This is a genomic window from Sulfurovum sp. bin170 (assembly GCF_010892395.1).
Taxonomy (GTDB): domain Bacteria; phylum Campylobacterota; class Campylobacteria; order Campylobacterales; family Sulfurovaceae; genus UBA1140.
In genome coordinates this window covers 1-4,452 of the sequence record NZ_JAACKB010000412.1, presented here as the reverse complement: position 1 = coordinate 4,452, position 4,452 = coordinate 1, and the positions used below count along the sequence as shown (strand labels likewise).

The 4,452-nt window shown below is 37.1% G+C and carries 7 protein-coding genes; 1 reads left to right on the top strand and 6 read right to left on the bottom strand.

From position 1 onward, the window contains the following. Positions 1–172 precede the first annotated feature (172 nt). The 4 genes from GSY74_RS09750 to GSY74_RS09735 are packed head-to-tail and all read right to left on the bottom strand — an operon-like array spanning position 173 to position 2,641. Positions 173–691, bottom strand: a complete 519-nt coding sequence (locus GSY74_RS09750) for a nitrous oxide reductase accessory protein NosL (RefSeq protein WP_164664910.1) — start codon at positions 689–691, stop codon at positions 173–175. Between the two features lie 59 nt (positions 692–750). Continuing rightward, a complete protein-coding gene (locus tag GSY74_RS09745; protein ID WP_164664909.1) occupies positions 751–1,578 on the bottom strand; it encodes an ABC transporter permease in 828 nt (275 codons plus the stop codon). After that, complete coding sequence (locus GSY74_RS09740) at positions 1,579–2,016, bottom strand: hypothetical protein (RefSeq protein WP_255494599.1); 438 nt, start codon at positions 2,014–2,016, stop codon at positions 1,579–1,581. Further along, the gene (locus GSY74_RS09735) at positions 2,003–2,641 is read right to left on the bottom strand and encodes an ABC transporter ATP-binding protein (RefSeq protein WP_164664908.1); all 639 of its coding nucleotides are present in this window, start codon (positions 2,639–2,641) and stop codon (positions 2,003–2,005) included. Before GSY74_RS09735 ends, GSY74_RS09740 begins: the two co-directional genes overlap by 14 nt. A gap of 106 nt (positions 2,642–2,747) precedes the next feature. Between GSY74_RS09735 and GSY74_RS09730 the strand changes: the two genes are divergently transcribed. Further along, positions 2,748–3,095 (top strand): c-type cytochrome, encoded by a 348-nt coding sequence (locus tag GSY74_RS09730; protein WP_188108715.1) that lies wholly within the window; start codon positions 2,748–2,750, stop codon positions 3,093–3,095. A 17-nt stretch (positions 3,096–3,112) separates the two neighbouring features. Here GSY74_RS09730 and GSY74_RS09725 read toward each other — a convergent pair whose 3' ends face one another. After that, on the bottom strand, positions 3,113–4,018 hold the full coding sequence (locus GSY74_RS09725) for a NapH/MauN family ferredoxin-type protein (RefSeq protein WP_164664907.1): 906 nt from the start codon (positions 4,016–4,018) through the stop codon (positions 3,113–3,115). Positions 4,019–4,083: 65 nt separating this feature from the next. Next, positions 4,084–4,452: c-type cytochrome (locus GSY74_RS09720; RefSeq protein ID WP_164664906.1), on the bottom strand; the 369-nt coding region annotated here is incomplete at its 5' end.

Genomic DNA, 4,452 nt, shown 5'->3' with positions numbered 1-4,452 from the left:
TTTGAATGTAATAGTTCGGGTGTAAACACGCCGATTCCGTAAAAAAATATTGCATATACGGAAACGATGGCTTCAGCCTCGCTAATTCATTGGCATTGGACTTTAGTCCCGAATATTACGAGGCTGAAGCCATCGGTTCCTAGTTTTGCAAGATGTCTAACAGTTGCGTTCCTTATATTCTCCCATTCAGAAGTCTAATAAGAGCATCACTTATCTCATCAAACTTCATAATCCGTTTGCCACTATACTTATCAGAAAATGCTTTAGCATCATCTTCACTAGCAAACGGAACCAAATCATCCCCAGCGGGTGAAGTTGCCATAGAGCCATAGACAAAATAGGCTGTTTCGGCATCAATAGCTTCAAGTGAGCCATAATCAGTAACAACTATCTTAGAAAAATCTCGCTCACTCTTTACTCCAACATCAAACCACTTCCCAGGTCTATGATAGAACTCAAATAGAGATTTTGGACTAGAGAAGTAGACCATTTTCCCATTTCTAGCCTCTATCTTAGCTACCCATTTTGGCTCTTTATATATCTTTAGATGTCGAACCAAACAGGTTGTATTTTTATCAAAATTCATACTGTACTTTGACTCTATTGGTTTTGTTTCCCATGTTTTATTCTCATCAGCTGTTGCAAAAACAACTGCTAAGAGTAGTAAAATTGCTATAAATATTTTTTTCATATAAATCCTTTCATATCCTCCTCGTTCCACCTCTCCTGAGGTGGAACGAGAGGGGTTAATTAAACTAAATCTTTTTTTGTAAATATCTTGAACCCAAGAAACGCAAACATCAACCCTACCACTATAGGATAGACAATTGACAGAAGCACAAAAAGAGTCTGTGAGATGGTATCCAAAATATAGAATGCCACAGGCCCCATCACGGTCAACTCTGGGTCAAAAAGTGAGATGGCGGCGACTCTAAATATCTCCATAGGATTTAAGAGTGCAATAGTGATAATCAACTCCTCATTAAATCGCTGTTGCATCATCAAAGCAATCAAAGCAATATCTATAAATGCCAAGAGAAATATCCATATAAAAAAGGCTATCCCCAACGCTACCTCTGATGATTTTACAAAAGAGGAGATAAAAAATGCGATGCCTAAAAAGGCAGAACTAAGAGCAAATAACAGTCCTGTATAGAGGAAAAATATAGCCCAAGGAATCTCTGCCCCCTTAAATGCTCCATAGATTATCGCAATAATCATAGCAAAAACAACAGGTAGATAGACCGTGATAAATCGTCCTATAACTTTCCCCCAATAGTACTCTTTTAGCGAAATAGGAAATGAGAGCATATACTCCAAGATATGATTATCCCTATCACCTGAAATCGACCTCACCGTAGTAATCAAGATAAAAATAGGCAAGATAATAATCGTAATCTGAATATACATCAATAGCAGACGACTAAGCCCACTAAATCCCATCACCTGTGACTCTGTAACACCTGCTATAAAAAATAGAGCTATCAGACCACCAAAAACAAGTGAGTAGACCAAAAACCATTTTGCTCTTATCGACTCTTTCAAATCCAAAAACGCGATTAATCGTAAATTTTTCATCTAATATCCTAATATCTTTTTTCGTATCTTTGGGTTAGCTAGATGTTCACCCCTAAGCATTCGTAGTTGCATCTCTTTAAAACTTATAGTTCCCTCTTTGGCTCTCTCGTAGGCTGAAAAACCATAACTCATTGGAGTCTTTTCATTAATAGTATAATGAGCTGTTAGAGCATCTATATAACTATTTGTATCATTAGAAAAGATATAAACTTTACGACTATCCAAATCTATTCTGTTTGTCTTGCTCCATAGGATAAGACAGCCAATATCATCAAAGTAGTTACTCTCTTCTATATAGGCTGTATGTTTGTTATCTTTTGGAAGTGGCATATTACACTCTGGACAGATTTTACCCTCTGTTACAGCGTTACAACCGACAAATAGAGTGAAAAGTGAAACAAAAAAAATAAAAAACAGTATAAGTTTATAGTTTCTCATCTGTTATTACCTTTCCCATATCCATGTAGACTTCTCTGTTTACCAAGGACTCTACCTCTTCTAGTCTATGAGTAACAAAAAGTAAAATTCTATCTTGCTGTTTACCCTCTAGTAGTCTATAGAAATCATCCCTTGCTTTTGGGTCAAGATTTGCTGTTGGCTCATCAAAAATAATAATGCTACTCTCTTGTGCCAAGCTAATAGATATCAGTAACTTCTGCTTCATTCCTCCAGAGAGTTTAAAAAATGACTTCTTAATATTACTCTTTATATCCAGTTTCATCTCATTGGCATAGTGCAAAATTCTCTCTCTTTTGACATTGGCACTCACCTCGATATATTGAATCAGTTCATCAATACTTAGCTTTATCGGTGGGGGAAGTTGAGGTACAAAAGAGATATTTTTCAGAACATCCTGTCGCTCTTTGATGGGGTCAAGACCATTAACCAAAACAGAACCACTATCAGGATGATAATAACCCAAGATAGAACGGATAAGCGTCGTCTTCCCTGCTCCATTTGCCCCCATCAGAGCGATGGAGTCATTTTTGTTAAACTCTATGGATATATTGTCAAGTGAAATGGTTGAGCCAAACTTTTTGGTTAGATTTTTAACTTCTATCAAGAGAGTCCTTAATTTGTTATATTATATGAGGATTATACATAAGGGATAGGTTTAATTTCATGACTCATATCAATTGACTCTTAGGTAATTTTGATTAAAATCAGATATGAAAAAAACTCTATTACTATTAACACTCCTCATAAGCACACTAACAGCTCATGAGAATAGACTTCTATTTTTTGGAAACTGCATCGCTTGTCATGGTGAGTTTGGCAAAAAAGTAGCTCCTCACCTTAGTGAAGTCAAAGGATACTACATGATGGCATATCCTAAAAAAGAGGATTTTGTAGAGCAGATGGCAACATGGGTCTTTAGACCAAATGAAAAGACTGCCAAACTACCAGAGGCTATAGAAAAATATAAACTTATGCCTTATCTCTCTATTGATTTGGATACACTTAAGCAGATTGCTACTTATATCTATGAGCATGATGATTTTGGTGGGTTAGAGTAGGATTACCCAACTACTCTTTATACCAAACTCTTCAACCGAAAATCAAACTTCAAAGCATCAGCATGACAGACATCGACACAACGCCCACAGAGCGTACAGTCAGCCCCTGTTATATACTCGGTCTTAATCTCATCCTCATCTATCTGTTTTCTATATTTTGCTTTGGTAATCTCCAAAACCTGATTTTCAAAACAGACATCATGACAGACCATACAGCTGTTGCAGTTATCATTCCACTCAATTCTCAAAGCAGAAACTTTACCTATCATACCATAGCTTGTACCAATGGGACAGACATAGCTACACCATGCTCTTCGTGAGAAAAAGACCTCAATTACAAATACCATAGCGACCCACAAAAGAGATACCGTCCAACCGTAAGCCATCATACGGCTAAGAATTCCTACTACTGATATAGTCTCGAATACTATGTACCCACTCACAAAAGCCATTGCCAAGAAACCTACCCAAAAGATATATTTTACTCTATGGTCAAATTTTCTATTTTTAATTATTTTTTTAGCAACAAGCATATTGTGCAACTTCTCGCCATACTCACTCAAAATCCCATAAGGACAGACCCATGCACAGTAGCTTCGTCCACCCACTAACATATAGAGTAGCACAATGGTTGCTGTTCCGATAATTACATTAATAGGGATATGATAAGTCGCCAACCAAACCTCTAGCGTGGCAAAAGGGTCTATCATATGAAAACCTAGAAACCGTGAACCATTTAGCGTCCCCTCTAGCATCTGTAGGTCGATAAAAAACGATAGGAAAAAGAATAGATGGATGGCTATAACCAAAATCCATCGCTTCATTCTGTAGCTAAATTTTTTCTTTCCATCAGGCTTAACATCCCAAAATGTTGACCAAAATGTGGTGTTTTTTATTGTCTCTCGATTGTTGTATTTATCCATAATTTGTTGCTCCTCCTCACATTTTAAATGGTAGGTAGAGACAAGGCATGCCTTGTCTCCACAGTTCACTTTAGGGCTTCTGCTTTTGCAGGAAATGCACCAATCTCATCAGCAAACGACTGTAAATCCTCTTCACTCAGTTTAATCAAAAGACCTTTCATAATGATATTCTCTTTTCGACCAGCTTTGTAGTCCATCAAATCTTTAAAAAGCTTTTCAGAGGTCTGACCAAAGAGTTTTGAACCCATCAGTTTTTTACCATTTTGCATACCTGAACCATTGACTCCATGACATGATGAACATTTACTCTTGTAGGCTTGACTAACCTCAAATGCACCCACATTTCCTGCTTTTTCTCTAAGGGCATTGAGCTTATCTGCCTCTTTTGCTCTGTCATCTTTCTCATCTATTTTAGCTGTGGCATTGGCTACGCT